The 26,119-nt window shown below is 70.4% G+C and carries 18 protein-coding genes; 16 read left to right on the plus strand and 2 right to left on the minus strand.

The features are described 5' to 3' along the window. Position 1 precedes the first annotated feature (1 nt). Complete coding sequence (gene mfd / locus O9280_RS10945) at positions 2-3,451, minus strand: transcription-repair coupling factor (RefSeq protein ID WP_298342325.1); 3,450 nt, start codon at positions 3,449-3,451, stop codon at positions 2-4. A 205-nt stretch (positions 3,452-3,656) separates the two neighbouring features. On the opposite strand from mfd, the gene O9280_RS10950 reads away from it, so the two are divergent. The 7 genes from O9280_RS10950 to O9280_RS10980 are packed head-to-tail and all read left to right on the plus strand — an operon-like array spanning position 3,657 to position 17,619. Further along, positions 3,657-4,475, plus strand: a complete 819-nt coding sequence (locus O9280_RS10950) for a hypothetical protein (RefSeq protein WP_298342328.1) — start codon at positions 3,657-3,659, stop codon at positions 4,473-4,475. A 3-nt stretch (positions 4,476-4,478) separates the two neighbouring features. Further along, positions 4,479-5,921: a cytochrome c3 family protein gene (locus O9280_RS10955; RefSeq protein ID WP_298342331.1), complete on the plus strand. Its 1,443-nt coding sequence runs from the start codon at positions 4,479-4,481 to the stop codon at positions 5,919-5,921. Beyond that, positions 5,918-7,858 carry a heme-binding protein gene (locus tag O9280_RS10960; protein WP_298342334.1) on the plus strand — a complete coding sequence of 647 codons (1,941 nt, stop codon included), beginning with the start codon at positions 5,918-5,920 and terminating at the stop codon, positions 7,856-7,858. The genes O9280_RS10955 and O9280_RS10960 overlap by 4 nt, the downstream gene beginning before the upstream one ends. After that, a complete protein-coding gene (locus O9280_RS10965; protein ID WP_298342338.1) occupies positions 7,855-9,957 on the plus strand; it encodes a hypothetical protein in 2,103 nt (700 codons plus the stop codon). The genes O9280_RS10960 and O9280_RS10965 overlap by 4 nt, the downstream gene beginning before the upstream one ends. Before the next feature lie 4 nt (positions 9,958-9,961). Next, complete coding sequence (locus O9280_RS10970) at positions 9,962-13,708, plus strand: hypothetical protein (RefSeq protein WP_298342340.1); 3,747 nt, start codon at positions 9,962-9,964, stop codon at positions 13,706-13,708. A 38-nt stretch (positions 13,709-13,746) separates the two neighbouring features. Continuing rightward, a complete protein-coding gene (locus O9280_RS10975) occupies positions 13,747-15,150 on the plus strand; it encodes a multiheme c-type cytochrome (protein WP_298342343.1) in 1,404 nt (467 codons plus the stop codon). A 3-nt stretch (positions 15,151-15,153) separates the two neighbouring features. Next, on the plus strand, positions 15,154-17,619 hold the full coding sequence (locus O9280_RS10980) for a cyclic nucleotide-binding domain-containing protein (protein ID WP_298342345.1): 2,466 nt from the start codon (positions 15,154-15,156) through the stop codon (positions 17,617-17,619). A 33-nt stretch (positions 17,620-17,652) separates the two neighbouring features. Here the strand turns inward: O9280_RS10980 and O9280_RS10985 are convergent, their stop codons facing one another. Then, positions 17,653-18,186 (minus strand): GNAT family N-acetyltransferase, encoded by a 534-nt coding sequence (locus O9280_RS10985; protein ID WP_343228750.1) that lies wholly within the window; start codon positions 18,184-18,186, stop codon positions 17,653-17,655. A gap of 136 nt (positions 18,187-18,322) precedes the next feature. Here O9280_RS10985 and O9280_RS10990 point away from each other — a divergent pair, with 136 nt between their 5' ends. The 9 genes from O9280_RS10990 to hisIE are packed head-to-tail and all read left to right on the plus strand — an operon-like array spanning position 18,323 to position 26,054. Further along, entirely contained in the window at positions 18,323-18,712 is a 390-nt protein-coding gene (locus tag O9280_RS10990; RefSeq protein ID WP_298342350.1) for a YerC/YecD family TrpR-related protein, read from the plus strand. Between the two features lie 37 nt (positions 18,713-18,749). Further along, positions 18,750-19,649 carry an ATP phosphoribosyltransferase gene (gene hisG / locus O9280_RS10995; protein WP_298342353.1) on the plus strand — a complete coding sequence of 300 codons (900 nt, stop codon included), beginning with the start codon at positions 18,750-18,752 and terminating at the stop codon, positions 19,647-19,649. A 27-nt stretch (positions 19,650-19,676) separates the two neighbouring features. After that, positions 19,677-20,975, plus strand: a complete 1,299-nt coding sequence (gene hisD, locus O9280_RS11000) for a histidinol dehydrogenase (protein ID WP_298342356.1) — start codon at positions 19,677-19,679, stop codon at positions 20,973-20,975. Next, positions 20,972-22,075, plus strand: coding sequence for a histidinol-phosphate transaminase (hisC, locus tag O9280_RS11005; RefSeq protein ID WP_298342359.1), 1,104 nt, complete (start codon positions 20,972-20,974; stop codon positions 22,073-22,075). Before hisD ends, hisC begins: the two co-directional genes overlap by 4 nt. 9 nt (positions 22,076-22,084) lie before the next feature. Further along, positions 22,085-23,227, plus strand: coding sequence for a bifunctional histidinol-phosphatase/imidazoleglycerol-phosphate dehydratase HisB (gene hisB, locus O9280_RS11010; protein WP_298342363.1), 1,143 nt, complete (start codon positions 22,085-22,087; stop codon positions 23,225-23,227). A gap of 32 nt (positions 23,228-23,259) precedes the next feature. Continuing rightward, positions 23,260-23,871, plus strand: coding sequence for an imidazole glycerol phosphate synthase subunit HisH (gene hisH, locus O9280_RS11015; protein ID WP_298342500.1), 612 nt, complete (start codon positions 23,260-23,262; stop codon positions 23,869-23,871). Beyond that, positions 23,868-24,638 carry a 1-(5-phosphoribosyl)-5-[(5-phosphoribosylamino)methylideneamino]imidazole-4-carboxamide isomerase gene (gene hisA, locus O9280_RS11020; protein ID WP_298342366.1) on the plus strand — a complete coding sequence of 257 codons (771 nt, stop codon included), beginning with the start codon at positions 23,868-23,870 and terminating at the stop codon, positions 24,636-24,638. Before hisH ends, hisA begins: the two co-directional genes overlap by 4 nt. Further along, positions 24,638-25,411: an imidazole glycerol phosphate synthase subunit HisF gene (hisF, locus tag O9280_RS11025; RefSeq protein ID WP_298342368.1), complete on the plus strand. Its 774-nt coding sequence runs from the start codon at positions 24,638-24,640 to the stop codon at positions 25,409-25,411. The genes hisA and hisF overlap by 1 nt, the downstream gene beginning before the upstream one ends. A 16-nt stretch (positions 25,412-25,427) precedes the next feature. Next, entirely contained in the window at positions 25,428-26,054 is a 627-nt protein-coding gene (gene hisIE / locus O9280_RS11030; RefSeq protein WP_298342502.1) for a bifunctional phosphoribosyl-AMP cyclohydrolase/phosphoribosyl-ATP diphosphatase HisIE, read from the plus strand. Positions 26,055-26,119: the final 65 nt, after the last annotated feature.

Genomic DNA, 26,119 nt, shown 5'->3' on the forward strand with positions numbered 1-26,119 from the left:
CTCAGCCCTGCGCCAGCGTCGTGAACAGCGCCCGCGCGGCGCGCAGGCGGCTCGGTGCATCGGGCAGCTCGAGCTTCATCTTCAGCTTCTCCGGGCCGTCCATCGCGTAGACCTTGGGCTGGCCCTGGATCATGCGGATCACCGACATCGGATCGATGTTCGGCTTGGCATCGAACACGAGGCGCCCGCCGGTCGGGCCGAGATCCAGCTTGCGGATGCCAAGGCGCGCGGCATCCAGCTTCAGTTCGCTGATGGCGAACAGGTGCTTGGCGGCGTCGGGCAGTACACCGAAACGGTCGACCAGCTCGACCTGCAGTTCCTTGAGGCGGTCGGCGCTCTTCGCCGCGCTGATGCGCTTGTACTGCGTCAGCCGCGCGTGCACGTCGGGCAGGTAGTCGTCGGGCAGCAGGGCGGGGAGGTGGAGGTTGATCTCCGGCCCGATCGGCGCGCCCGCGTCGAGGTCGGGGATCTTGCCGGCCTTGATCGACTTGACCGCGCGCTCGAGCAGCTCGGTGTAGAGGCTGAAGCCGACTTCGGCGATCTGGCCGGATTGCTCCTCGCCCAGCAGCTCGCCGGCACCGCGGATCTCGAGGTCGTGCGTGGCCAGCATGAAGCCGGCGCCGAGCTCCTCGATGGCGGCCAGCGCTTCGAGGCGCTTCTCCGCATCGCCCGTGAGCTTCGGCGGCACGATCAGGTAGCAATACGCGCGGTGGTGCGAGCGGCCGACGCGGCCGCGCACCTGGTGAAGCTGCGCGAGGCCGAACTTGTCGGCGCGGTTGACGATGATCGTGTTCGCGCTCGGGATGTCGATGCCCGATTCGATGATGGTGGTGCACACCAGCACGTTGAAGCGCTGGCGGTGGAAGTCGAGCATCACCTGTTCCAGCTCGCGCTCGGCCATCTGGCCGTGCGCGACGCGGATGCGGACGTCGGGCACGAGCGCCTGAAGGTCGCGGGCCATCTTCTCGATGGTGTCGACCTCGTTGTGCAGGAAGTACACCTGCCCGCCGCGGGCCAGCTCGCGCTGGAAGGCCTCGACGACGGTCTCGTTCTCCCACGGGGTGACGAAGGTCTTCACCGCGAGGCGGTGCGCCGGTGGCGTGGCGATGATCGACAGGTCGCGCAGGCCGCTCATCGCCATGTTCAGCGTGCGCGGGATCGGCGTGGCGGTGAGCGTGAGCAGGTGCACCTCGGCGCGCAGCGCCTTCAGGCGCTCCTTCTGCCGGACGCCGAAGCGCTGCTCCTCGTCGACGATGACGAGGCCGACGTCCTTGAACTTGACGTCCTCCTGAAGGAGACGATGAGTCCCGACAATCACGTCGACCTTGCCCTCGGCCACCTGCTCAAGCACGGCCTTGATGTCCTTGGCCGACTTGAAGCGCGACAGCACTTCGACGCGGATCGGCCAGTCGGCGAAGCGGTCGCGGAAGTTCCGGTAGTGCTGCTCGGCGAGCAGGGTGGTGGGCACCAGCACCGCCACCTGCTTCCCGGCTGCCGCCGCGACGAAGGCGGCGCGAACGGCCACTTCGGTCTTGCCGAAGCCGACGTCGCCGCAGACCACGCGGTCCATCGGCGAGGGCTTGGCGAGGTCGGTGATGACTGCCTCGATGGCGCTGAGCTGGTCGGGCGTTTCCTCGAAGGGGAAAGTGGCAGCGAACGGCTCGTACATGGCGCGGTCGACCGGCAGGGCGAGGCCGGCGCGGGCCTGTCGGCGCGCCTGGATCTCCAGCAGTTCGGCGGCGACGTCGCGCACCTTGTCGGCGGCGCGCTTCCGGGCTTTCTCCCAGGCCTCGCCACCGAGGCTGTGCAGCGGCGCGTGTTCCGTCGAAGCTCCTGAATAGCGCGACACGCGTTCCAGCTGCGAGACCGGCACGTAGAGCTTGTCGCCCTTGGCGTACTCGATGACGAGGTATTCGCCGGCCACCCCGCCGGCTTCCAGCACTTCGAGGCCGCGGTAGCGACCGACGCCGTGTTCCTCATGGACGATCGGCGAGCCGACGGCGATCTCGGACAGGTCCTTGATGATCGCGTCCGGGTCGCGCACCCCGCGCCGCGTGCGCCGGCGCGACTGCTCGGCCTTCTCGGGGAACAGCTGGCGTTCGGTGAGCACCGCGATGGCGGGCTCCGTCAGCGCGAAACCGGCATCGAGCGGCACGACGCCGATGGCGTAACGATTTTCGCTGGCAAGGAAGGACGCCCAATCGGCCACCGTGGGGGGCTTCAGGTCGGCGGCCGCCAGCACGTCGATCAGCGCTTCGCGGCGCCCCGGCGAATCGGCCGCGATCAGGACGCGCCCCGGATAGCTCGACAGGAAGGTCCGGAGCGCCGCGGCCGGTGCTTCGCCCTTGGCGGCGAGCGGCAGGTTCGGCGCCGGTTGCGCGTCGAAGGTGAGGCCCTTCTCGAAGCGCGGGTGCTCCGGCGGCACCTGCTCGATGCGCACGTGCCGGTTCAGTGCGGCGCGCAGCTCGTCGAGGCGCAGCCACAGGTCTTCCGGCGGGAGCACCGGGCGCTCGATGTCGTGGCGGCGCTGTTCCCAGCGCTGCGCGCATTGCGCGAGCTGCTGCTCGGCCGCGGGCTCCCAGCCGGCGTCCAGCACCACCAGGGCGTTCGCCGGCACGTGTTCGAACAGGCTCGCCGTCTTGTCGAAGAACAGCGGCAGGTAGTACTCGATGCCGGCCGGTGCCACGCCTTCCTTCAGGTCCTGCACCAGCGGGCAGCGCCGCGGGTTCACGTCGAAGCGGTCGAGCATCGCCTCGCGGGCGCGCTTGCAGGAGGCTTCGTCGAGCGGGAACTCGCGGGCCGGCAGCAGTTCGATGGCGTCGATGGCGTGCATCGATCGCTGCGTCTCCGGGTCGAAGCTGCGCAGCGAATCGATGGTGTCGTCGAAGAGCTCGATGCGGTACGGCTCGGCGGCACCCGTGGGGAACAGGTCCAGAAGCGCACCGCGCACGCTGAAGTCGCCGGGATCGTTCACCTGCGGCACGTGCCTGTAGCCGGCGGCCTGCAGGCGGCGTTTCTCGGCATCGAGGTCGAGCTTCTGGCCCTTCTTGAGGTCCAGCACGTTGCCGGCCACCCACTCCGGCGGCGCGAGCCTCTGGAGGAGGGTCGAGACCGGCACCACGAGCACGCCGCGCTTGAGCGACGGCAGCCGGTACAGCGCCGCGACACGTTCGGAAATGATGTCCGGGTGCGGCGAGAACAGGTCGTAGGGCAGGGTCTCCCAGTCCGGGAAATGCAGGACGGGCAGCCCGCGGGCCAGCGACTTCAGGTCGGCTTCGAGGCGCAGGGCCGATGAGGTGTCGCGCGCGACGGCAACCACCAGGCCATCGTGCGCATGGGCGCGTTCGACGATCGCGAGCGCGGCAGCGGTCGGGTTGACGGGGAGGCGCCAGTCGGCGCGCTGCTGGCCGCGGGCGGGGAGCGGCGCGGCGGGAAGTCTGGGAAGCGTCATGAGGCCGCGGAGTTTAGCCCTTTGCTTGCGTGCGGAAGGGGGCGGGGCGCGCCGCCGCGGGGTCGGATCGCGAGGCGCGTGCACAAAGTCTTGACGCTCCGGGGCCGTCGCGGCCTGATCGACCTCAGGGGAAAACGAGCCATGCATCACGTTCCACGCCGCGGTCCGCGGTGGGGTCGCCGGTGCTCGCCAAGGGGACGCGCGGATGGCGAATGACAACATCCTGAGCCACGAGCGTCTGCGCTACTTCAAGTGGTCGGCGCTGCTGATGGCCGCCAGCATCGGCTGGTACGCCGTCGACACCCCGCGCTTCGGGCCGGGGGGCGGCACCGTGCTCGGCTACACCCTCGGCACGGTCGGGGCGCTGCTGATCGTCTGGCTGCTGCTATTCGGCATCCGCAAACGCCAGTACCTCGGCGGCGCGGGCACCGTGCGCGGCTGGCTTTCGGCGCACGTCTACCTCGGGCTCTCGCTGCTGGTCGTCGCGACCCTGCACACCGGCTTCCAGTTCGGCTGGAACGTGCACACGCTGGCGTACGGCCTGATGGTCGCGGTCATCGCGAGTGGCGTCTGGGGCGTGGGCGTCTACCTGCGCAATCCCGGCTTGATGAGCGACCTCCTCGACGGCAAGACGCTGGAGCAGCACGCCGCCGCGCTGGGCGAGATCGACGGGCAGGCCCGCGCGCTGGCGGCAACGATCTCGCCGCGCTTCCTCGAGCTGGTCGAGGCCTCGGCCAAGGCGCCCATCGGCCTGCCGGGCTGGCGTCGGCTGTTCCGTCGCGTGCCGGGCTGCGCCACGACGGCAGCGGTCGAATCCCTGCGCACCGACCTGCGTGCGTCCGAGCGCGAGGTGCGCGATCTGTTCGCGCTGCAGTTCCGTCGCCTGCAACAGCTGAAGCGCATCCGCGCCTACCTGCGCCTGCGGGCGTGGACGGAAGTCTGGCTGGTCGTGCACGTGCCGCTGTCGCTCGCGCTGCTCGGGGCCCTGCTGGCGCACATCCTCGCGGTCTTCACCTACTGGTAGCCCATGGCCTCGAGCTCGCCCTCCGACCCGAATGCCGCCGAGCTCGACGCCCTGCGTCGGCCCCTGCGCGGCCGTCGCCTGCTGTCGTGGATCCTGTTGCTGGCCGCCCTCGCCACCTTGGCGTTGGTGCCGTGGTGGTTGTCGAACTCGGCCGCCGAGCGGCAGGCGAGCGCGACGGCCGACGCCGCGCCGAGGATGACGGCGGTGAGTGCGGAGGAGATCCAGGCGCATCGCACCGCCCATGCCTGGGATCGCGTCTGGGACGCCGGCCCCTTGGATGCCGCGCATTCGGCGCTGTCCCTCGACTGCCGCGCCTGCCACAGCGAGCCCTTCGCGCGCGTTCGCGACGAGGACTGCACGGCGTGCCATCTCACGGTGACGGCGCACGGCGGACCCTCGCCGCCGATCGCCGGTGATCCGGCGCCGCGCTGCGCCGCCTGCCACCGCGAGCACCAGGGCCCACAGGGTTTGGCCCTGCAGAACATCGCGCAGTCCGGCCCGACCTGCGTCGATTGTCACTCGGCGCTGGCCGCACGCAAGCCCGAACTCGGCCTCCTCGATGTGCGCGACTTCGGCGACGCCCATCCGGAATTCGCGGTGCGCTTGGCCGGCGACGGCGGGACGCTGCGCAAGCTGCGCCTCGGTGTCGAGCCCGCCATCGAGCCGACCGGCCTGAAGTTCCCGCACGACGTGCACCTGAAGGCCGGTATCGACGGGCCGGAGGGTCCGCAGACGCTCGCTTGCGGCAGCTGCCATCGCGCGACCGAGGACGCGCTGGGCTTCGAGCCGGTGCGTTTCGAAACCGACTGCGAGAGTTGCCATGCGCTCACGCTGGAGACATCGCTCGCGCGCCGCAGCGTGCCGCACGGCTCCGCCGAGGACGCGCTGTCGATGATCCGCGAGTTCTACAGCTTCGCCGCCAACAACACCGACCCGCGCCGCGACGAGGTCGCCCCGGGCGCCGTGCAGCGGCCCGGTGCGACGGAAGCGGCCGATGCGCGATTCGTCGGACGCCCCGGCGATGCCTTGGCCCTTGCGCGCATCGAAGCCACCGACCTGTTCGAAAAGCGCGCCTGCGCCGTCTGCCACACCGTCACCCGCGTCGCCGAGAGAGGCCCGCCCGGCTCGCCGGGGGCCGACCTGCCGCAGTACCGGATCGATCCGGTGGCGCCGGTGCATCCGTGGATGCCGGGTGCCCGCTTCAGCCACGCCGCGCACGTGCAGACCGAGTGCAGTGCCTGCCACGCGGCGGCCACGTCGACGGACGCCAGCGAGGTCCTGATGCCGGGTATTGCCGGTTGCCGCGACTGCCATGCCGGTGCCGTGGCCGAACCGACGCAGGTGCGATCCGACTGTGGCCTGTGCCACGACTACCACCCGGCCCATGCCGCGCTGCAGGAGGCGGACGTGCTCGCGGGCCGCCTGGTGCCGACGGAGGCGCAATGACGGCATCGGGCCGGCCGCGACGTCGCCCCCGCGCCGCCGCGCTGCGCGGCGCGGCCATGGTTGGCGCCGCCCTGCTGGCTGGCGCCTCGTTCGAGGCGGTGGCGCGCTGCCCGGGCACGCCGTTGCCGAACCAGCGTCTCGAGTCCGCCGACGTGCGCCGCGTGGTGGCACAGGCCGCCGATGTCGCGCAGCGCTTGAACCAGCCGGCGACGATCGCCGTGGTCGACCGGGTGGGCAACGTGCTGGCCGTGTTCCAGACCAACGGCGCGGCGCCGAGCGTGCGCATCACCAGTGGCGTGTCGAGCAGCGGTGGGCTCGAAGGCCTGGTCGTGCCGAGCACGGCGGCGGCGATCGCGAAAGCGGTCACCGGCGCCTACCTGTCGTCGTCGGGCCAGGCCTTCAGCACGCGAACCGCCAGCTACATCGTGCAGGATCACTTCCCGCCGACCATCCGCAACGTGCCCTCGGGGCCGCTGTTCGGCGTGCAGTTCAGCCAGCTGCCCTGCGGCGACCTCGTGCAGGGCGGCAGCGCGCTGGGCATCGGCCCGCGGCGCTCGCCGCTCGGCTTGTCGGCCGACCCGGGCGGTTTCCCGCTGTACAAGGGCGGCAGCGTCGTCGGCGGCATCGGCGTGATCGCCGGCAGCGCGCCCACCTACAGCCTCGATCTCTTCCCCTTCGACTTCGACAACGACCCCGAGGAAGTGATCGCGCACTCGGCGCTGTCCGGTTTCGCCCCGCCCGATTGCATCCGCGCCGAACGCGTGACCGCCGGTGGCGTGAGCCTGCGCTTCTCCGATGCCGACGGCCGGCTCGTGGCCACCGCGGCCACCGTGCCCAGCGGCGGCGCGTTTGTCGATGTGGGCGGCTATTACGTCGCCGCCGACGGCGCACGCACCGGGCGCATCTTCGGCCTGCCGGAATCCGGCGTGGCGCGCGAGAACGTCAATCTCGCCGGCGGCTCGCATGGTCTGCTGAATCCGGACGGCAGCAACCGCTACCCGCCGATCGCCTCGGCCGGCCTCAGTGCCAACGATGTGGTGAGCCTGCTGGACGAAGCGCTCGCCGTCGCGAACGCCGCGCGCGCGCAGATCCGCATCCCGCTCGGCTCGCCGGCACAGGTGACGGTGTCGGTCGTGGATGCGCAGGGCGTGGCGCTGGGCATCGGACGCACGCCGGACGCGCCGATCTTCGGCATCGACGTCTCGCTGCAGAAGGCGCGCGCGGCGGCGCTGTTCTCGCGCACCGATGCCGCGACGCGCATCACCGCGGCGAACTCCGCTGCGCAGCAGGCGTTCTATTTCAATGGTGATCCGCGCGCGGCCGTCGGCTTTTTCCAGCGTCCGACCATCTTCACCGACGGCACCGCCTTCACCGCGCGCGCGATTGGCAACATCGCGCGGCCGATGTACCCGGATGGCATCGACGGTCGTTCGCGTGGCCCGCTGTCCAGCCCGAAGCCGAACTGGAGCCCGTTCAACGTCGGCCTCCAACTCGACCTGGTGTTCCCAGGCCTTGCCGCGTCGCTGGCGCCCGGCGGCCCGATCATCAATCGCTGCACCGCTGCAGCCATCGGTGCCGACAACGGCATCCAGATCTTCCCTGGCGGCGTGCCGATCTACCGCAACGGCGTGCTGGTCGGGGCCGTGGGCGTCTCCGGCGACGGCGTCGACCAGGACGACATGATCGCCTTCCTCGGCATCACCCGAGCAGGGCGCTGGCGCGGTGGCGGTCTCGGCCATGCGCCGCTGGCGAAGCGCGCCGACCAGCTCGGCTTGCGCTACGTGCAGTGCCCGCAATCCCCCTTCAACGGCAGCGATGCGCAGAACGTCTGCGGCGGCGACGGCGACCTGCCGACGACGGGAGCGGCCCCGGTGACTGCCGCGCTGCCGCGCATCCCCGAGTTGCTGCGCCGCGAACGCATGGAGGACCGCCGATGACTCGCCGGCTCCGCGCGCGCCTGCATCCGCTTCGGCTGTCCGCCGCCTGTGCCACGGCGCTCGCGCTGGTGGCGGCCCTGCCGGCCCTGGCCGCGCCGGTCGCCGAGCCGGTGGCCGTAGAAGCCGACGTCGCGCTGGTGCAGGTGATGGCGCCGCGCCTCGTGTTGCGCGCTGCCGCACGGGCTGATGCGGAGCCGCGCTTCGACGTGGCCCGCGGCCGTTTGCTGGAAGTCGTCGCCGGGCAGGGTGACTGGATCGAAGTGCGCGTGCGCGGCGGTGCCATGGGCGCCGACGGCGGCACCGCCTGGCTGCTGCGCGAGCGCCTGCCGGATGGCCAATGGAACGTCGAACCGATGCGCGCGCCGGCTGCGCCGCGCGTGGTGGGTGCGGATGGCGTGCCGGCCCCGGCGATCGAGCCGCTGGTGCGGCCTGGCGGCGATGTCGCGCCGCTGGTGACGCTGCCGCCGCCGCAGCCCGGCCAGGTCGAGGCTCCGGCGCCGAACCTGCCGCGCGAGTCGGTGTCCGTGCCGGACCGCTGGCGGATCATGCAGGGCCTCGGCTACCGCTTCCCGTGGTACGACCCTTACCACCAGAACGTGCTTAAGGGCGATTTCCCCATCCTCGAATGGGGCAGCGACTGGTTCCTCGCGCTGAACCTCGTCAGCGACACGCTCGGCGAGGCGCGCCGCTTCCCGGTGCCGGTGGCCCAGGTGATCGGCACGCCGGGGCAGGGCAACGACATCTACGGCCGCAACCGCTTCGAGATCGGCGCGCAGACCTTCATCCTCAGCGCCTCGGCGATCAAGGGCAACACCACCTTCAAGCCGCCGGACTACGAGTACCGCATCGTCCCGGTGATCAACATCAACCGCGTCGTGGCGCAGGAGTCCGGACTGCTGCGCATCGATCCGGAGGCCGGTCGCACCCGCACCGACACCTTCTTCGGGCTGCAGGAGCTGTTCTACGACAAGCACCTGCGCAACGTGTCGGACCGCTACGACTTCGACAGCCTGCGCATCGGCATCCAGCCCTTCACCAGCGATTTCCGCGGCTTCCTGTTCCTCGACCAGCCTTTCGGCGTGCGTCTGTTCGGCAATCGCGACAACAACTTCTGGCAGTACAACCTCGCGTGGTTCCGCCGGATGGAGAAGGACACCAACAGCGGCCTCAACGACATCACCGAGCCGCTGCGCCACGACGACGTCTTCGTGGCGAACGTGTACCGGCAGGATTGGCCGAGGCTCGGCTTCACCTCGCAGGCCACGGTGGTGCACAACCGGAACCGCGAGGACCGCTTCCACTACGACACCAACGGCTTCCTGGTGCGCCCGGCCTTCCTCGGCGACCTGCGGCCGCACCGCTACCACGTCACCTACCTCGGCGTCAGCGGCGACGGGCACTTGACCTCATGGTTCCCGAAGTCGCGGCTGAACCTCACCACCACGACCTATGTCGCGCTGGGTGATGACGAGCGCCATCCGCTGGCCCAGCGCTCGCAGAGCATCCGCGCGCTCTTCCATGCCGGCGAGCTGTCGCGCGATTTCAGCTGGGTGCGCGTGCGCGCCAGCGTGCTCTACGCCAGTGGCGACAAGGACCCGTACGACGGCAAGGCCACCGGCTTCGACGCGATCTTCGAGAACCCGCAGTTCGCCGGCGCCGACACCAGCTACTTCATCCGCCAGACCATCCCGCTGATCGGCGGTGGTGGCGTCGCGCTGAGCGGCCGCAACGGCCTGCTGCCCTCGCTGCGCTCGTCGAAGGAGCAGGGGCAGTCCAGCTTCGTGAACCCCGGCCTCGCGCTGGCCGGCGTCGGCGCCGACATCGACCTGACGCCGGAGCTGCGCATCACCAGCAACTTCAACCATCTGTGCTTCCTCGAAACGGAGGTGCTGGGCGTGCTGCGCAACGAGGCGCCGCCGCCGAAATCGATCGGTTGGGATGCTTCGTTGGGCGTGCAGTGGCGGCCGCTGTTCATCCAGAACATCGTCGTCAACGGCTCGCTGGCGGTGCTGAAGCCGGGCGACGGCCTCCAGCGTTTCTACGGAACGGAGCAGGGCACGCTGTACTCCGGGATCGTCAACGTGCTTCTGACCTTCTGAGCCCATGACCGACGCCAACGTCCATCGTTCCACTTTCCGGCTGCGCGCCGCGCTGTTCTCGCTGAGCGTGACGCTGGCGCTGGCCTCGGTCTCGCTCACGGTGCGCTCGGCCGGCATCGAGAAGGTCGAGCGCACCTACCACGAGTTCCCCGCGGCCCCGGCGCGGCAGCCGCAGACGCTGGCCGACACGAAATCGGTGGGCTGCACGACCTGCCACGAAAAGACCGACCAGCCGACCATGCACGCCAACCCCGGCGTGGTGCTCGGCTGCGCGGATTGCCACGGTGGCGATCCCGCCGTGCGGCGCGGCAGCGAGGCGCCGGACAGCGAGGCCTACACCGCGCTGAAGGAGGCGGCCCACGTGCTGCCCGCCGACGTCGGCACCTTCGGCCACGGGCCGGGCAACCCCAAGCACACCATGGCGCGCTGGACACAGGAGCATCCGGCCTACGTGCGCTTCGTGAACCCCGGCGACCTGCGCATCGCGCGCGAGGCCTGCGGCGCCTGCCACCTGCCCATCATCCAGGCGCAGGAACGCAGCCTGATGGCCACGTCGGCGATGCTATGGGGCGGTGCGGCGTACAACAACGGCATCCTGCCGAACAAGATCTACAACCTCGGCGAAGCCTATTCGCGCGACGGCACGCCGGCCCTGCTGAGGAACCCGGTCGACGCCACCGACCCGGCGCTTGCCGCGCGCGGCGTGCTGCCCTACCTCGCGCCGCTGCCGGCGTGGGAGACGGTGCCGCCGGCCGACGTGTTCCGCGTCTTCGAGCGCGGCGGCCGCGTCATCAATTCACAGTTCCCTGAAGTCGGCCTGCCGAACTCGCTCGGCCAGATCCAGCGCCTCGACGAACCCGGCCGCCCCGACCTCCGGCAATCGAACCGCGGGCCGGGCACCGGCAGCCGCATCGCGGTGCCGGTGATCAACCTGACGAAGACGCGCCTCAACGATCCACACCTGTGGATGCTGGGCACGAACGACAACCCGGGCGACTACCGGAGCTCGGGCTGCACCGCCTGCCACACGGTCTACGCCAACGACCGCGATCCGCGGCATTCCGGCCCCTACGCCGTTCACGGCAACCGCGGCCAGACCGCGACGGTCGACCCGACGATCCCCGCGGGCACGCGCGGCAGCCCGATCCAGCACGCGTTCACGCGTTCGATCCCGTCTTCGCAGTGCATGGTCTGCCACATGCACCAGCCGAACATCTACGTGAACTCGTTCTACGGCTACGTGCAGACGGATTACGAGAGCGACGCCGCGGCCCTGTGGCCGGAGGAGCAGCGCTACCCGACGGCGGCCGAGATCCGCGAGATCAACCTGCGCAACCCGGAAGAGGCGGTCGTGCGCGGCAAGTGGGCCGACCCGGAGTACCTCGCCGAAATCTCCCGGCTCAACCCGACGCTGAAGGACACCCAGTTCGCCGATTACCACGGCCACGGCTGGGTGTTTCGCGCGGTGTTCAAGCGCGACCGCGAGGGCAACCTGCTCGACGCCGAAGGGGCGCAGGTCGCCAACGACGACCCCGAGAAGTTCGACAAGGCGGTGCACCTGTCGTCGATCCACCTCGACAAGGGCATGCACTGCGTCGACTGCCACTTCGAGCAGGACATGCACGGCAACGGCCACATCTACGGCGAAGTGGCCGCCGCCATCGAGATCGACTGCGCCGACTGCCATGGCACGGCGCGCGCCTACCCGACGCTCACCACTTCCGGCCCGGCGGCGCGCCCCGGCGGCATGGACCTCTCCCTGCTGCGCACCCAGGACGGCCGGCCGCGCTTCGAGTGGCGCGACGGCGCGCTGTACCAGCGTTCGGCGCTGTACCCGGACCTCGAGTGGAAGATGAGCCTCACGCGCGACTCGGTGAACCCGGCCAACCCGGATTACAACGAGAAGGCGGCGCGCGCCAAGCTCACGCAGATGGGCGCGGCGGCGCGCAATGGCGAATGGAACGCGGAAGCGGCCTTCGCCAATGCCTCCGACGCCGAGCTCGCCCACGGCGACGACAAGATGGAGTGCTACACCTGCCATCTGTCGTGGACGACCAGCTGCTCCGGCTGCCACCTGCCGATCCAGGCCAATTGGAAGACCGAGCGCAACCATTACGAAGGCGGCGAGACGCGCAACTACGCCACCTACAACGTGCAGGTCGTTCGCGATGATGTGTTCCAGCTGGGCCTGCACGGCACGGTGAAGGGCAACACCATCGCGCCGATCCGCTCCAGCTCGGCCCTGGTGCTGAGCTCGCAGAACATCAACCGCGAGCGCATCTACATCCAGCAGCCGCCGGTAGCCTCCAGCGGTTTCTCGTCGCAGGCCTTCGCGCCGCATTACCCGCATACGGAGCGGCTCACCGAAACCAAGCAGTGCGAGGACTGCCACGTCTCGGGCAATGGCGACAACAACGCAATCATGGCCCAGCTTCTGCTGCAGGGCACCAACTTCGTCAACTTCATCGGCGGCTACGCGCTGGTGGGCGAGGAGGGTCATGTGGAGGGCGTCAACGTCACCGAGCTCGACGAGCCGCAGGCGGTGATCGGCAGCTACCTGCAGCGCATGGCCTACCCGGACTTCTACCGGCAGCACGAGGCGCGCGACCGCCAGCTGCGCGAGGCCTACGGCATCGACAGCGATGGCCCGGCGCAGTGCATCCAGATGCGTGGCGAGTACGTCTACGTGGCGGAAGGCGAGGGCGGCTTCCGCGTGTATGACGCGGCCTCGCTGCCCAACAAGGGCTTCTCGCAGCGGATCATCCGCGCACCGTTCTCGCCGCTGGGCCACGACGCCCACGTGCCGTCGAAGAACGCCACCTGCATGGCCCTGCCCACCAACCAGCCGATCGCCCCGTTCAAGAACGAGGGCGAGCTGATGCGGGTCACCAACCAGGAGCAGCCCTTCCACCCGATCTACCACTACGCCTTCGTGGTCGATGCCGAGGAAGGCCTGATCGTGGTGAAGGTCGACACCTTCGCCGACGGCGAGCCGCGCAATAACTTCCTCGAGCGCGCGGCCACGTGGAACGAGGGCGGCGTGCTCACCGGCGCCCGCCACATCGTCGTCGCCGGCCATTACGCGTACGTCACCACGCCGCGCGGCGTGCAGGTGGTCGACCTCGATGATCCGTTGCAGCCTAAGGCGCTGGCTTTCGTCGCGTTGGACGACGCCCGCGCCACCGCGGTGCAGTTCCGCTACCTGTTCGTCACCGCCGGCAGCGGTCTGCACGTCGTTGACCTCACCGACATGCGCGTGCCGCGCCTGCTTCCGATCTCCGTCCCGCTGCGGGATGCCCGCCGCGTCTACGTCGCGCGCACCTACGCCTACGTGGCCGCGGGCGAGGAGGGGCTGGCCATCGTCAACGTGACGAAGCCGGAGGCGCCGACTCTGCTGGCGCGCTTCACGGCGGACGGCGTGATCAACGACGCGCGGGATGTGGTGGTGGGTTCGACCAACGCCTCGCTGTTCGCCTACGTGGCCGACGGCCGCAACGGCCTGCGGGTGATCCAGCTCACCTCGCCGGAAAGCCAGCCGAACTTCTACGGGTTCTCGCCGGAGCCGAAACCGGCGCTGATCGCCAGCCGCGCCACGCGCAGCCCGGCGATCGCCCTCTCGAAGGGGCTGGATCGCGACCGCGCCGTCGACGAGACCGGCGGGCAGATCGCGGTGTTCGGCCGGCTCGGCTCGCGGCCGTTCAACCTCGAAGAGATGCAGCGCCTGTACCTGAACCCGGATGGGACGGTGTGAGCTGTCCGCAATACCTTGCCCGCCGCTGGAGCCCGTCAATGACCCCGCGCGATGCTTTGGTCGTCCTGCTGCTGGCGATGGCGCCGGTGTTCCCTGCGCTCGCCGCGTCCGACGCAGGCTCGACGCCGGTGGCATGGACGCCGTCCGATGACGCCATCCGTGCCGAGAACGCGCTGCGCCAGCCGATGCCCGATCGGGCCTCCGGCGCCAGCCTCGGCACCGTCACCTGCGCCAGCAGCACCTGCCACGGCTCGGTTCTGGCCTGGGACGACGTGGTGCTGCACAACGAGTACACCACCTGGGCGCGCCTCGACCGCCACACCCGCGCCTACGCCACGTTGCTGACGCCACAAAGCGTGTCGATCGCGCGGAAGCTGGGCCTCTCGACGCAGGCGCATGAAGCCCCGGAATGCCTCGCCTGCCACGCCTACGCGCCGCCGGCCGAGCAGCGCGGGGAGCGCTTCGTCCTCAGTGATGGCATCAGCTGCGAAGGCTGCCACGGCCCGGCGGAGCGCTGGGTGGCGTCGCACACCTCATCCGACGCGTCGCACGCGAAGAACCTCGCCAACGGCCTGTACCCGACCCCCGATCCGGTGGGTCAGGCGCGGCTGTGCACGTCCTGCCACGTGGGCGACGGCGACCGCTGGGTGACGCACCGGATCATGGGCGCCGGCCATCCGCGCCTCGGTTTCGAAGTGGGCACGTTCGCCGCGCTGCAGCCGCCGCACTACGCCATCGATGCCGACTGGCGCCAGCGCAAGGGCGATTTCTCCGCCGGGCGCGTGTGGGCCTTGGGCCAGCTGTTCGGCGCGAAGGCGATGCTCGAAACGTTGGCGCACCCGACGCGCGGCCGCGACGGCCTCTTCCCGGAACTCTCCGCCTTCGATTGCCACGCCTGCCACAAGCCGATGAGCAGCAACCGCTGGTCGCCGCGCTTGGGCATCGGCCCGGGCCGCGTGCGCGTCAACGACGGGCACCTGCTGATGGTGCGCGCCATCACCGAGGCCGTGGTGCCTGACCAGGCCGCGGCCTTCCGCAACGAAGTTCGCGGCGTGCATGCCGCCGTGTCGGCCGGGCAGGGCGACCCGCAGGCCGCGCTGCGGCGACTGATCGCGCGGCTCGATGCGCTGGTGCCGGTGCTCCGTGCTCAGGCCTTCGACGCCGCGCAGATGCGCGCGGTGCTGCAGCGCCTGATCGCCATCGGCCGCAGCGGCGAGTACAGCGACTACGCCGGCGCGGAGCAGGCCTACATGGCCATTGCACCGCTGTTGGAGCAGCTTGCTGCCGACGGCCAGCTGGCGGATGCGGCCGCGCTGCGGCCCCTGTTGGCCCGCGCCCGCGAGACGCTGGCGGGCGAAGACACCTACCGGGCCGAGCGCTTCCGCGCGGCCCTCGATGCCTTGGCCGGTGCCGTCCGCGCGCCCGCCGGAACGGAGGGCTGAGCCATGGCCGTGCGCGCCTTTGATCGTCCCGCCGAGTACGACGTCGTCATCATCGGTGCCGGTCCCGCCGGCCTCTCCGCCGCCTCGCGCGCTGCCGCCCGCGGCAACCGCTACGTGCTGCTGGAGGCCGCGCCGCATCCGTCGGACACGATCTTCAAGTACCAGAAGGGCAAGCACGTGATGGCCGAACCCGGGTTCCTGCCGCTGCGAAGCGGCATGAGCTTCGCGGCGGGCAAGCGCGAGACCGTGCTCGGCACCTGGAACGACGAACTCACCGCGCAGGGCATCCACATCCTCCACGGCAAGCGCGTCAACGGCATCGACCGCGATCCGAAGGCCGCGCCATTCACGGTGCGCTGCGAGGACGGCAGCAGCTACACCACGCGCAACGTCATCCTCGGCATCGGCCTGCAGGGCAACGTGCGGAAGATGGGCGTGCCGGGCGAGGAGCACCCCAACGTCCAGTACACGCTCTCCGACCCGGACGAGTACGAGGGCGAGACGGTCATCGTGGTCGGTGCCGGTGATGCCGGCATCGAGAACGCGATGGGCCTGATCGCGAAGAACACCGTGCACCTGATGAACCGGCAGGAAGAGTTCACGGTCTGCAAGGACGCCAACCGCGACGCCATCCAGGCGCAGGAGCGCGCCGGCAAGGTGCGCATCTGGCATTCGGCCTTCGCCGCGCGTGTCGATCCCCCGCCGGCCGATCCGAAGCTCGCGCCGGGCGCGAAGCCGCCGCTGATGAGCTTCGTGTTCAACGGCAAGGTCGGCGAACAGAGCATCCCGTGCCATCGCATCATCGTCCGTGCCGGCGCCATCCCGCCGCGCAAGCTGGTCGAGAGCTTCGGCGTGCAGTTCCCGAACGAGGACCCCTCGGCCATCCCTGTGCTGTCCGAGGCCTACGAATCGAACGTTCCTGGCCTGTTCGTCGTCGGCGCGCTGGGCGGCTACCCGCTGATCAAACAGGCGATGAACCAGGGCCACGAGGTCGTCGACACCATCAACGGCGACGTGGTCGAACCGGTGGACGAGCCCCTGCTGCGCGACCGCCTGAAGGCCTGGCGGCCCGGCGTGGCGGCCTCGGTGGTGGTCGACGAGATCGGCCGCCACCCCTTGCTCGGCGCGCTCACCAAACTGCAGCGTCGCGAACTGCTCCTGGAAAGCACCGTCCACGTGCTGCCGAAGGACGCCGTGGTCTTCAAGAAGAGCTACTACAGCAACAGCTTCTGGTCGATCATCGGCGGCAACGTGCAGATCGACACCGACGGCGACGAGGGCAACCGTCGCGCCGTCGTCCTCGGCGCCGGGCGCTTCTTCGGCGAGATGGGCTTGCTCTCCGGCCGCCGCCGCACCGCCACCGTGTCGGCCGGCCTGAACTGCGTGCTGATCGAAACGCCGCGCCGCACGATGCTCAAGCTGATGAGCGCTTCGGAGCGCCTGCGCGACAAGATCGACCAGGCCTTCGTCCGCAACGCGGTGTTCAATTACATCGGCCCGCTGCTCGGCACCGAGGTGATCGACGCGATGATCGACCGCGGCGTCACGCTGAAGCGCTTCAACGCCGGGCAGGTGCTGTTCAAGGAAGGCGACCCCGCCGACGGCCTTTACCTGATCCGCCGCGGCTCGGTGGCCGTGTCGAAGCGCATCAAGAGCGAAGACCGCGTGCTCGCCTATGTCAGCGCCGGCAACTACGTCGGCGAGATGGCCATGCTCGACGGTGGTGCACGCACCGCGACGGTGACGGCCTCGGTGCTGACCGAAGTGCTGGTGTTCGAGGCCGAAGGCATCCGCAAACAGATCCAGTCCACGCCGGCGCTGCGCAAGGCGTTGGAAGCGATCATGCAGGCGCGCACCGAGCAGAACATCGCCGCCGAGCAGGACGTCGAGGACGGCAGCGCGCTGTCGCGCTTCCTGTTGAAGCAGGGCGTGGGTGACGCCTCCGACCTGCTCGTCATCGACGAAGGCCTGTGCGTGCAGTGCAACAACTGCGAGACAGCCTGCGCGGAATCCCACGGCGGCACCTCGCGCCTGAAGCGTGAGGCCGGCGCCACCTTCGCCCGCGTGCATCTGCCGGTGGCCTGCCGCCACTGCGAGAACCCGCATTGCATGAAGGACTGCCCGCCCGACGCGATCCGTCGCGGTCCCGGCGGCGAAGTCACCATCAGCGAAGCTTGCATCGGCTGCGGCAACTGCCAGCGCAACTGCCCCTACGGCGTGATCCAGATGGCGCCAGAAGCGCCGCCGAAGCCCGGCGGTGGCTTGCTGTGGTTGCTGTTGGGCCTCGGCGCGGCACCGGGCCAGCGCCAGCCCGAGGTCGAAGGCGATGTCGTCAAGAAGGCCGTGAAGTGCGACATGTGCACCGGCATCAAGGGCGGCCCGCGCTGTGTCGATGCCTGCCCGACCGGCGCGGCGAAGCGGCTCTCGGCCGAGGCGCTGTTCCGGCAGATCCGCCAGGTCGCGGACTGATCCAGACCCGCTGCGCCCCGAGGGCCTGGCGGTTCAGAGCGTCTTTTCGATGCGCACGAGGCCCGGTTCATCCGAGGGCAGGCGGCGGAAGCCGAGCTGCTGCGCGAGGTGCAGCATCTGCGTGTTCTCCTGAAGCACGTCGCCGTAGACGGCGTCGAGGCGTTTGAGCTTCGCCCAGCGCAGCATCTGCTTCATCAGCAGCGTGCCGAGGCCCTGGTTGGCCAGATAGCGGATCACCAGGATGGCGAAGTCGGCGCGTCGGGTTTTGTTGTCGATCGCGGCGCGCACCACGCCGCCCACCAGTGCCTGCCCGGGAGCCTCCGGCTCGGCCAACACGAGGGCGAACTGCGTCCGTGGATCGATGTGGGTCAGCCGCCGCGCCATCTCCGGCGTCAGCTCGGTCAGCGGGTGCAGGAAGCGCATCCGCACCTCCTCCGGGGTGAGCAGCGCGAAGCCCGCGCGCAAGGGTTCGGCATCGGCGGGGAGGATGGGCCGCAGCCATAGCCGCCGACCGTCGTCGAGCTGCAGTTCTTCCTGCCAGGGTTTGCCCAAGGGCCGTCGGTGGATCACGGGTGCGCCTCCGCTCAGATGCCCAGACTCGCGCATCCCCGGCCTTCGGTCGAGATCGCCGGGTGAAGACCGGCGGGGTCATTGCTGTTGGGCTATTGACCAATGTAATAACGCGCTATTACAGTGCGTACCCATGAAGCGCCGTCCCGCCCTCGATCGCTCCCCCGTCGCCATTGCCGCACCCGCGGCCCCGGGCGCGTCGGCCGACGACCGGTTGCTGGGGCTGGTGGGCGCCCTTCGCGCGCTGGAGACCCCGGACGAGCTGCGGCGTTTCCTCGTCGATCTGTGCACCCCGGCCGAGCTTGAGGCCATGGCCGACCGCTGGGCTGTGGTGCCGGAGCTGGCCGAAGGCCGGGCCTACCGCGAGATCCACGACCGCACCGGCGTCAGCGTCACCACCGTGGGCCGCGTGGCCCGCTGCTTGTCCCTCGGCGCCGGCGGTTATCGCCTGGCGGCCGAACGCCTCGGGCATCTGTCGCCCGGCGCGGCTTTCGCCGTGCCCGGCCACGACGACGCCCACTGATCTCCCAACCGATTCGCTTTCCCACGGAGCCCGCACCATGCGGACGCACGATCGCCTGCGCATTGCCATCCAGAAATCCGGCCGCCTCTCGGACCCCGCCCGCGACCTGCTCGCGCGCGCGGGCTTGAGCTTCCGCGAGAGCCGCGACCGCCTGTTCTGCTATGGCGAATCGCTGCCCATCGACCTGCTCCTCGTCCGCGACGACGACATCCCCGGGCTCATCGCCGAGGGCGTCTGCGATCTCGGCATCGTCGGCCTGAACGTGCTGGCCGAGCAGGACTACGAGCGCCGCGCGAAGGGCGAGGGCGAGGCCTTCAGCGTCGTGCGCCGCCTCGGCTTCGGCCGCTGCCGACTGTCGGTGGCGGTGCCGCAGGATTGGGAATGGCCCGGCCCGCAGCGCCTAGCCGGCCTGCGCTGCGCCACCAGCTACCCGGCCCTGCTGGCGAAGTGGCTGAAGGACAACGCCGTCGATGCCGAACCCGTGCTGCTGTCGGGCTCGGTCGAGATCGCGCCGCGACTCGGCAAGGCCGAGACCATCTGCGACCTCGTCTCCACCGGCGGCACGCTGGTGGCCAACCAGCTGAAGGAAGTGGCGGTGATCCTCGAGAGCGAGGCGGTCATCGCCGGGCCCTCGAAGCCCTTCAACGACGAGCGCCAGGCGCTGGCCGACCTGCTGCTGCGCCGCCTCGACGGCGTGCTGTCGGTGAAGGCCGCGAAGCTGCTGATGCTGCAGGCCGAGCGCGCCGCGCTGGGCGAGTTGCTGAAGCTGCTGCCGGACGCCGACGCGCCGCTGGTCACCACCCTCGACGGCGACGGCTCGCGCGTCGCGGTGCAGGCGCTGTGCCGCACCGCGGTGACCTGGCAGCGCCTCGAAGACATGAAGAAGGCCGGTGCCAGCGCCCTGATGGTGCTGCCGGTCGAGCAGATGCTGGCCTGACGCTGCAAACGACGAAGACCCCTGACCATGAAGACCCTCGATTGGGCCCGGCTCTCCGCCGACGAGCGCGCCGCCGCGCTCGCCCGGCCACCGTCGAACTCCAGCGAAGAACGCATCGCCGCGGTGCAGCGCATCCTTGCGCAGGTGCGCGCCGATGGCGATACGGCGCTGCGCGCGCTGACGCGCCGGTTCGACAACGTGGAACTCGACACCTTGGCCGTCGGCGAAGCGGAATTCGCCGCGGCGGAGGCGGGCATCGATCCGGCTTTGCGTGCGGCCATGGTGGAAGCGAAGTCGCGCCTCGACGCCTGGCACCGCGCCGGCGCCCCGACCGAATTCGAGATCGACACCGCGCCGGGCGTGCGTTGCGGCCGCGTGCTGCGCGCCATCGACACCGTCGGGCTCTACGTGCCGGCGGGTTCCGCGCCCTTGCCCTCCACCGCGCTGATGCTGGGCGTGCCGTCGCAGATCGCGGCCTGCCGCGACGTCGTAGTGTGCACGCCGCCGCGGGCGGATGGCACGGCCGACCCCGCCGTGCTGGTTGCGGCGCGGCTGTGCGGCATCCGTCGCGTATTCAGGATCGGCGGCGCGCAGGCCGTCGCCGCCATGGCCTTCGGCACCGAATCCGTGCCGCGCTGCGACAAGCTGTTCGGCCCCGGCAACGCCTGGGTGATGCTGGCGAAGTCGCAGGTCACCGCGCTGCCCGACGGCCCGGCCATCGACATGCCGGCGGGCCCTTCCGAAGTGCTGGTGATCGCGGATGCCGGCGCCAACCCGGCCTTCATCGCCGCCGACTTGTTGGCGCAGGCCGAGCATGGCCCCGATTCGCAGGTGGTCTTCGTCACCGACAGCGCGGCGCTGGTCGCGGCCGTGGAAGCTGAGGTGCGCGCGCAGGTCGCGCGCCTGCCGCGCGAAGCGATCGCGACGAAAGCGCTGGATTTCGCCCGCCTCATCGTCGTACCCACGCTGGACGAGGCCTTCGCGATCAGCAATGCCTACGGCCCGGAGCACCTGATCGTGCAGCTGCGCGACCCGCGCGCCTGGTTGCCGAAGATCACCTGCGCCGGCTCGATCTTCCTCGGCGATTACGCGCCGGAATCGCTGGGTGACTACTGCTCGGGCACCAACCACGTGCTGCCCACCGGCGGCGCGGCACGGGCCTGGAGCGGCGTGTCGGTGGCGAGCTTCCAGCGCAGCATCAGCGTGCAACAGGTGAGCCGCGAAGGCCTGCTCGCCATCGGCCCCTGTGCCGTCACGATGGCCCGCGCGGAGTCGCTGGAAGCACACGCGCAGGCCGTCGTGCAGCGGTTGGAGGCCTCGGCATGAACGTGCTCGACCTCGTCCGCGCCGACCTGCGCGATTTCGGCGGCTACGGATCGGCGCGCAAGACCGGCCTGAAGGGCAGCGTCTGGCTCAATGCCAACGAGAGCCCGTGGGCCTCGCCGGCCGATCCGGGGCAGGGCCTCAACCGCTACCCGGAGCCGCAGCCTGCGGCCCTGCGCACTCGGCTCGCCGCGCTCTACGGGGTGCCCGAGGACACGCTGCTGATGACCCGCGGCAGCGACGAAGGCATCGACCTGCTCACGCGCGGGCTGTGCCGCGCCGAGCGCGAGGCGATCCTCGTTTCCCCGCCGGTGTTCGGCATGTATGCCGTTTCCGCCCGTGTTCAGGGCGCGCCGGTGGTCGAGGTGCCGCTGGTCGACGAGGGCGACCGCTTCCGTTTCGACATCGACGCCGCGCTCCGCGCATTGGAGCTGTCGGTCGCGAAGGCGCCGGTCAAGATCCTCTACGTCTGCTCGCCGTCGAACCCCACCGGCGGCGCGGTGTCGAATGCCGACCTCGAGCGCCTGCTGCGCGGTGTCGCTGGCCGCGCGCTGGTTGTCGTCGACGAAGCCTATGGCGAGTACAACGACGCCCCGGGCGCGCTCGCGCTGCGCGAGCGCTTCGCGAACCTCGTCGTGCTGCGCACGCTCTCCAAGGCCTATGCGCTTGCTGGTGCGCGGCTCGGCATCACCATCGGTGATCCGGCGCTGATCCGCGTGCTCGCCGCCATCGCCCCGCCGTATCCGCTGGCCTCGCCGGCAGTGGCGCTGGCGCTCGACGCGGTTTCGCCCTCGGCGGCGGACGAAGCGAAGCGTCGTGCCGGGCGCATCGTCGCCGAGCGCGGCCGTGTCGCCGAAGCGCTGCGCGCCTTCGATGGCGTGCGCCGCGTGTACGCCTCCGACGCCAATTACGTGCTGGTGCGCTTCGTCGATGCCGAGGCGGCCATGCAGGCCCTGCTCGGCGCCGGCGTCGTCGTGCGCGACCAGCGCGCGGCACCCCAGCTCCAGGATGCCCTGCGCATCACCATCGGCACCCCGGAGGAGAACGACGCGATGCTCGCCGCCCTTGCCGCCCTTCCTGCGCGCGTCGCCGCGACGGCCTGAGACCCTGCCATGCCCCAGAAGATCCTGTTCATCGACCGCGACGGCGTGCTCATCGACGAGCCCGCCGACGAGCAGATCGATGCCTTCGAGAAGTTCCGCCTCACCCGCGGCTGCATCGCCGCCCTGCAGAAGCTCCGCGATGCGGGCTTCCAGTTCGTCATGGTCAGCAACCAGGACGGCCTCGGCACGTCGAGCTTCCCGCGCGAGACGTTCGAGGGGCCACAGCGCCTGCTGCTGCAGATCCTCGAATCGCAGGGCATCACCTTCCGCGAAATCCTGATCGACGAGAGCTTCGCGCGCGAGAACCTGCCGACCCGCAAGCCCGGCATCGGCATGGTCATGCACTACCTGCGCGACCGCGACATCGACCTCGCCAGCAGCGCGATGGTGGGCGATCGCGAGACCGACATGCAGTTCGCCACCAACCTCGGCGTGCGCGGTTTCCGCCTGAAGGACGGCCACTACGACTGGGCCGGCATCGCGCACGCGCTCACCGCCTCGCCGCGCACCGCCACCGTCGAGCGTACGACGAAGGAAACGAAGATCACCGTGCAGGTCGACCTCGACCGCGCGTCCGAGCCGGCCGTCGCCACCGGGCATGGCTTCTTCGATCACATGCTGGAGCAGCTTGGCAAGCACGGCGGCTTCGGGCTGGCGGTGCGCTGCGCCGGCGATCTGCACATCGACGAGCACCACACCGTCGAGGACTGCGCGCTGGCGATCGGCCAGGCCCTGAGGCAGGCGCTTGGCGACAAGCGCGGCATCGGCCGCTACGGCTTCGATGGTGGCGAAGGGCAGGGCGGTGAACCCGCGTCGGCCGCTGCGGACGCCCTCGGCGCCGAGGCCCGCGCCGCGTTCGCGCTGCCGATGGACGAGACCCGCGCTTCCGCGGTGGTCGATTTCTCCGGCCGGCCGTACTTCGTCTTCGAAGGCGCGTTCCCGCGTGCCGAGGTGGGCGGCCTCGCCACCGAACTGGTGCCGCACTTCTTCCGCTCGCTGTGCGAGACCGCCGGCCTGAACCTGCACCTGCAGGTGCGCGGCGAGAACACGCACCACATGGTCGAAGCCTGCTTCAAGGTCGTCGCCCGCGCCCTGCGCCTGGCGATCCGCCGAGACGGCACGGCGCTGCCGAGCACCAAGGGCGTGCTGTGACGGACGCGTTGCCTGCCCTTGATGCCTCGCGCATCCGGCTGGTGCTGCTGGATTCCGGTGGCGCCAACCTCGGCTCGGTGCAGGCCGCGTTCGCGCGCCTCGGCGTCGAGGCGCCGGTCACCAGCGACGCGCAGCGTATCCGTGCAGCGACCCACGTGATCCTCCCCGGCGTCGGCGCCGCGGCCCCGGCGATGGCGCGACTGCGCGCGAACGGTCTCGATCGCCTCATCCCGACGCTCACGCAGCCGCTTATGGGCATCTGCGTCGGCATGCAACTGCTGTTCGAGCACTCGGTCGAAGGCGAGGTGGATTGCCTCGGCCTGCTGCCGGGCCGCGTCGAGCGCCTGCCGGAGTCGCCGGGCGTGCGCGTGCCGCACATGGGTTGGAATCGCCTTCAGCCGGCGTCCGTCGAGGCCGCCGCGCACCCGCTGATGGCCGGGCTCGACGGCCGCCATGCCTACTTCGTGCACAGCTACGCGTATCGCGGCGACACGAACGCGCTGGCCACCAGCACGCACGGCCAGCCCTTCACCGCCATCGCCGCGCACGGCCGGGTGATGGGCGCGCAGTGCCATCCGGAGCGCAGCGCTGCCACCGGCGCGCGCCTGCTCCGCAACTTCCTCTCGCTCCAGGCGTCCTCGTGACCTTCATCCTCTATCCCGCCATCGACATCCGCGAAGGCCGCGTCGTTCGCCTGCGCCAAGGCGACTACGACGCCGAGACCCGCTACGCCGACGACCCGCTCGCCCTCGCCAAGCGCTACGCCGAGGCCGGCGCCGAGTGGCTGCACCTCGTCGACCTCGATGCCGCGAAGGCTGGCGGTTGGACGCTCGGGCCACTCGTCGAAGCGATCCGCCGCGAGACGACGCTGAAGGTGCAGACCGGCGGCGGCGTTCGCGACGATGCGGACGTCCTGACCATCCTCGGTGCGGGCGCCTCGCGTGTCGTCATCGGTTCGCTGGCCGTGCGGCAGGCGAACCGGGTGCTGGGCTGGCTGGAGCGCTTCGGCAACGATCGGATCACCATCGCCCTCGACGCCCGCGCGGACGACGCCGGCGTTTTCCGCTTGCCGGTCCACGGTTGGACCGAGGCCTCGGGCCTCGCGCTTTTCGACCTGCTGAAGCGCTACGCCGATACTGGCCTGCGCCACCTGCTGTGCACCGACATCGCGCGCGACGGCATGCTCGCCGGGTTGAACCTCGACCTGTATCGCGAGATCGCCACGCGCTTCCCCGAGGTGGCGGTGCAGGCCTCCGGCGGCGTGGCCTCCCTCGATGATGTCCTCGGCGCCCGCGCGGCCGGTGCCGGCGGCGCCATCCTCGGCAAGGCCTTGCTGGATGGCCGCTTCACGATGGTCGATGCCTTCGCCGCGATCGATGCGGCCGAGGGCCGGCCGCAGGAGACAGCCTGATGCTCGCGCGCCGCCTCATTCCCTGCCTCGACGTCCGCGACGGCCAGGTCGTCAAGGGCGTGCGCTTCCGCGACCACGTGGTCATGGGCGGCATCGAGGAGCTCGCCCTGCGCTACCGCGATGAAGGCGCCGACGAGCTGGTGTTCTACGACATCACCGCCAGCCCCGAAGGCCGCAGCGTCGATCGCACGTGGGTGGAGCGGGTCGCGACGATCATCGACATCCCGTTCTGCGTGGCCGGCGGCATCCGCTCCGTCGACGATTCGCGGGCCATCCTCAACGCGGGCGCCGACAAGGTGTCGGTGAACTCGCCGGCGCTGGAGCGCCCCGATCTGATCGACGAACTGGCCGCCGCCTTCGGCGTGCAGTGCGTGGTCGTCGGCGTCGACTCGCTCAAGGACGCCGACGGCGAATGGCGCGTGCGCCAGTACACCGGCGACCCCTCGAAGACCAAGGCGCTGGGCCGCCGTACGCTGGACTGGGTGGTCGAGGCGCAGCAGCGCGGCGCCGGCGAGATCGTCCTGAACTGCATGGGCAGCGACGGTGCCAAGACCGGCTACGACCTCGAGCAGCTGGCCGCCGTGCGTGCGATCTGTCGCGTGCCGCTGGTGGCGTCGGGCGGCGCGGGTGCCATCGAGCACTTCGTCGACGCCTTCCGCGTGGCCGACGTCGATGCCGCGCTCGCCGCATCCGTCTTCCATTCGGGTACCGTGCCGATCCCCGAACTCAAAGACCGCCTGGCGAACGCCGGCATCGAGGTGCGACGTGACTGAACCGACTTCCGGCGCCGTGGCCGCGCCCTTCGACCTCGACGCCCTCGACTTCGCGAAGCAGGACGGCCTGTTGCCGGCCATCGTGCAGGACGCGCGTACGCGCCGCGTGCTGATGCTCGGCTACATGGACCGCGCCGCCGTCGAGGCCACCGTGGCCAGCGGCAAGGTCACCTTTTTCAGCCGCAGCAAGAACCGCCTGTGGATGAAGGGCGAGACCTCGGGCGACATCCTCGAGTTCGTCGCCATCACCACCGACTGCGATGCCGACGCGCTGCTGGTGCAGGCCATCCCCCATGGGCCCACCTGCCACCTGAAGCGCGCGAGCTGTTTCCCCGAGGCGCCCGGCAGCGTGCTGGCCGAACTCGAAGCCACCATCGAGCAGCGCGAGCGCGAGCGTCCGCCGGGCAGCTACACGACGACGCTGTTCGAATCCGGCGTACGCAAGATCGCGCAGAAGGTCGGCGAAGAGGGCGTCGAGACGGCCCTCGCGCTGGTCGCGCAGGACGACAAGGCCGTGCTCGACGAGGCGGCCGACCTCGTGTTCCACACGCTCGTGGGTCTTCGCGCACGCGGCCTCGGCCTCGACGACGTCGAGCGCGTGCTGGCCAAGCGGCACCAGAGCAAGGCCCGCGTCAGCGGTTGACGCGGTTGCGGCCCTCGCGCTTCGCCGCATAGAGCGCGGCGTCCGCGCGCGCGACCAGCGGCTCG

Origin of the sequence: Silanimonas sp. (genome assembly GCF_027531545.1) — a bacterium.
Lineage (GTDB): Bacteria > Pseudomonadota > Gammaproteobacteria > Xanthomonadales > Xanthomonadaceae > Silanimonas.

Excerpts from the sequence above, each read along its gene's own strand:
- mfd (WP_298342325.1), bottom strand. The coding sequence starts at position 3,451 with ATGACGCTTCCCAGACTTCCCGCCGCGCCGCTCCCCGCCCGCGGCCAG.
- O9280_RS10950 (WP_298342328.1), top strand. The coding sequence starts at position 3,657 with ATGGCGAATGACAACATCCTGAGCCACGAGCGTCTGCGCTACTTCAAG.
- O9280_RS10955 (WP_298342331.1), top strand. The coding sequence starts at position 4,479 with ATGGCCTCGAGCTCGCCCTCCGACCCGAATGCCGCCGAGCTCGACGCC.
- O9280_RS10960 (WP_298342334.1), top strand. The coding sequence starts at position 5,918 with ATGACGGCATCGGGCCGGCCGCGACGTCGCCCCCGCGCCGCCGCGCTG.
- O9280_RS10965 (WP_298342338.1), top strand. The coding sequence starts at position 7,855 with ATGACTCGCCGGCTCCGCGCGCGCCTGCATCCGCTTCGGCTGTCCGCC.
- O9280_RS10970 (WP_298342340.1), top strand. The coding sequence starts at position 9,962 with ATGACCGACGCCAACGTCCATCGTTCCACTTTCCGGCTGCGCGCCGCG.
- O9280_RS10975 (WP_298342343.1), top strand. The coding sequence starts at position 13,747 with ATGACCCCGCGCGATGCTTTGGTCGTCCTGCTGCTGGCGATGGCGCCG.
- O9280_RS10980 (WP_298342345.1), top strand. The coding sequence starts at position 15,154 with ATGGCCGTGCGCGCCTTTGATCGTCCCGCCGAGTACGACGTCGTCATC.
- O9280_RS10990 (WP_298342350.1), top strand. The coding sequence starts at position 18,323 with ATGAAGCGCCGTCCCGCCCTCGATCGCTCCCCCGTCGCCATTGCCGCA.
- hisG (WP_298342353.1), top strand. The coding sequence starts at position 18,750 with ATGCGGACGCACGATCGCCTGCGCATTGCCATCCAGAAATCCGGCCGC.
- hisD (WP_298342356.1), top strand. The coding sequence starts at position 19,677 with ATGAAGACCCTCGATTGGGCCCGGCTCTCCGCCGACGAGCGCGCCGCC.
- hisC (WP_298342359.1), top strand. The coding sequence starts at position 20,972 with ATGAACGTGCTCGACCTCGTCCGCGCCGACCTGCGCGATTTCGGCGGC.
- hisB (WP_298342363.1), top strand. The coding sequence starts at position 22,085 with ATGCCCCAGAAGATCCTGTTCATCGACCGCGACGGCGTGCTCATCGAC.
- hisF (WP_298342368.1), top strand. The coding sequence starts at position 24,638 with ATGCTCGCGCGCCGCCTCATTCCCTGCCTCGACGTCCGCGACGGCCAG.